Source organism: Legionella tunisiensis (assembly GCF_000308315.1).
Classification (GTDB): domain Bacteria; phylum Pseudomonadota; class Gammaproteobacteria; order Legionellales; family Legionellaceae; genus Tatlockia; species Tatlockia tunisiensis.
On the sequence record NZ_CALJ01000128.1, the window covers coordinates 1 to 2,875 of the forward strand.

Below are 2,875 nucleotides of genomic sequence, written 5' to 3' on the forward strand. Positions count from 1 at the left end.
AGAAAGATCGACGAGAAAAGAAGGTTTTTTACTGGAATTGACTATTTCGATGGTTAACAAAGTGCCGTCTTTAATCGTTTCTGGCAAAGGTAAAGAGGGTACCAAAATCAGAGTGCCATCTGAATCCTGGATATTCTTCTTTGTTCTCGCGTCAAAATTTTCTTTATCATTCAAATAGTTTTCCTCTAATTCTTTTAAATATTGATATTTTTTAGGAATAGTTCCATTTTCATCAAGCCGTCCTTTGGGGCACCAACCTCCATAGAGAATATTCCAATCAATCGCTACGTCTAAAGCTGCTCTATCTACACCTGTTTGGCCGCCAGACACAATTTTCTCTAACATAAATCCCTCCGAGTTCTTCATGTAAATTTAAAGTCCTGGTGCAACCCTTAGTTAAAATTCGGGTTGTGTAAAGGCTGCCATTAATGAATCAACATATTCTCCACTATTCGGCGCAACATAGTAGGCAATACTGGGTTAATGTAAACATGATCCGTGCCCAAAGCCAAACATTGTTTACCTAAGGGTTCATCGACGTGTGCAGAAATAACAATGATGGCCGTATCCTTGTATAAAGGATTGGTGCGAATAAGTGGTAGTCATTCCTCGCCAGGTTTATCCGGTAAGCCTAAATCAAGCCAGGATGCAATCGAAGAATTGTGTTGTAAGCATTTCCAAAGCCTCTTGTGCCGTCTTTGTCAAAGTGAGTTGGTAGTCACTTAGTAATGAAAAATAGATTTGTTGGCAGATGAGGTTGTCCTTTGAACTTGACGGGCGCCTCAAACCTCTACTACTGAACGTTTTTTGAGTTCTATATTTTCTGTTGTTTTAGGTTCATAGGTTTTTCTCATAAAAAACCAACTTCATCGAAGGTATGAGTGCCTTGCATAACTCCTGACGTGGTAAGTTGTATGACTTTTTTTATAGATTGCAGCACGTTGTAAAAACTGACTACCGATGTATTCAGAAAGTATATCTTTAGGGAATTCTTTATAGGATGTTTCCGAAGTATAGTTGCTTGGGTATTGTTCAACAAGCGACACTCCTCGAGCAATTAGATTGCCAAAATTTTCTATGCCTGCATGCATGCCTTCAGGGTGGTCATATATTAGCTTGTTAGCAAGGTCATGAATGAGACTTCCTCCATTTGTAGAATCAATCTCGCCATTGACTGTACCTAGAGTATATTTAGGATCTTTTTGAGATGGATAGGAACATTGATAAAGTCCACAAAGAAATCGTTGAACCATATCATGACCTTCAAATGATGTATGCTCGCCTCGATCTTCAATAAATAAAAACATCTGTATTACGGTGTCCCCTAATTGTTTTTCGCGAGTAGAAAGCAAAGGAGTAAATAAGGTGGACGATATTTCTGTGGTTATTTTTGTGACAGGCGTTTCTTTCTCAGGCTTTATTGAAATATTGGAGGAAATTCTTTCTAATCCTAATGAAGGTGTTTTTTGTTTTGATTTTACAGGTCTTCTAAATGTGAGGGCTTGGACGGCTGGTCGTCTTTTAAGCATAACAGATCCTTGTTATTTTTCACCAAAGGTAGTGTAGGATAGATAAAATCTATTGGCAATTATTACCTAAATCGATCGGTAAAAATCAATAAATATAACGGTTCCTAGAGAACGGATGTCGTATTGGATGATATCAAGTAGCGATAGTATGATGGGTTGTAGAGCAACCTCACATGCTAAAAAATTGGCGATCATATGTGGAAGTACTTTGACACGGTATGGAATGCCCGTGCTCTTTCTTTCTTCCAATCTATTTTTCGTATAATGCTGCTAGTAAATTTACTCGATACCAAGGTTTAATGAGTGAATTTATATCTTCATAGGTTAATGAATTAATCCCGATAATTTGAGTGAAGGAATACCGTAAGGACTCATCCCATGCAGGTTCCCGAGATAAATTTGATAGCAGTTTTTTCTCATCGAAGTCTTTCCCTAATATGATACCTAAAAATTGGTCGAGGTAGTTTTGTTTTATTGACATAATTAATTCCCTGTAACAGTTGTATTGATTATTAATGTATTCGTATTGTTGGCTAACCAATTGCTGTACCAATTCATCAAGTCTCGCCGCTCGTTTTTAAAGTCAGCGCGTAAGTACACACCTCTTACCCCCTGTATTTTATGGGCAAGCTGAGCTTCTATAGCATCAGTTCGGAAATTGCTTTGTTCGTGAAGAACGGTGGATGCTAAAGCACGAAAACCATGCAATGTGTGGCGATCTTTGTACCCCAAGTTATGCAATAGCTTACGTGCACTTGTTTCACTTATTGGTTGTGGTTTGTTTGTTGTTGGTGAATTAAAAAGATAAGGGGTAAAGCCTGTAACCAACCTTAGATCTTTCAATAGCTTTATTACCTGAGGTGATAAAGGAACCCAATGGGGTGCAGCCATTTTCATACGCTCGATAGGAATGTGCCATTCAGCTTGTTGCAAATTAAATTCGTTCCATTGGGCAAGCCGTAGTTCTGACGGTCTGGTAAAGAGATGGGAAAGCAACTCAATATAGAGCTTGTTAATTAAGGTTGCAGGACTTTTCCTGATGACCTCAAGCATTGTGTGAGCCTCATCGGATCTTATGGCTGGTTGATTGGTGACTCGTAGTTTTGGTGCCAATGCTTTTTTAGTCCAATGAAAGGGTAGTTCTCAGTTAACGAGGCACCTACAGCAAATTCAAAAATACTCTGTATCCTATCGTGCAAACGATGAGCTATTTCATGATGTCCTTTTGCCTCATGGGGGTGAATTATTTGTAAAAGCTCTGCTTTGGTTACTTCGTCAATTGGCTTATTGGCAATGAATGGATAACGTCACGAATAAGTGTTTTCTGATGACGGTTACGGGTAACC

At 38.7% G+C, this 2,875-nt stretch carries 4 protein-coding genes; all 4 read right to left on the minus strand.

Annotation, left to right across the window (positions count from 1 at the left end):
* Nucleotides 1-345: YpsA SLOG family protein (locus BN58_RS08540; protein WP_019216466.1), on the minus strand; the 345-nt coding region annotated here is incomplete at its 3' end.
* A gap of 521 nt (nt 346-866) precedes the next feature.
* Nucleotides 867-1,529, minus strand: a complete 663-nt coding sequence (locus BN58_RS08545; protein WP_019216467.1) for a hypothetical protein — start codon at nt 1,527-1,529, stop codon at nt 867-869.
* Nucleotides 1,530-2,012: 483 nt separating this feature from the next.
* Entirely contained in the window at nt 2,013-2,642 is a 630-nt protein-coding gene (locus tag BN58_RS23470) for a tyrosine-type recombinase/integrase (RefSeq protein WP_083852148.1), read from the minus strand.
* Nucleotides 2,603-2,824, minus strand: coding sequence for a phage integrase central domain-containing protein (locus BN58_RS37675; RefSeq protein ID WP_408605476.1), 222 nt, complete (start codon nt 2,822-2,824; stop codon nt 2,603-2,605). The genes BN58_RS23470 and BN58_RS37675 overlap by 40 nt, the downstream gene beginning before the upstream one ends.
* Between the last annotated feature and the right edge of the window lie 51 nt (nt 2,825-2,875).

Coding starts and splice junctions, on each gene's coding strand:
- BN58_RS08545 (WP_019216467.1), bottom strand. CDS start 1,529: ATGCTTAAAAGACGACCAGCCGTCCAAGCCCTCACATTTAGAAGACCT.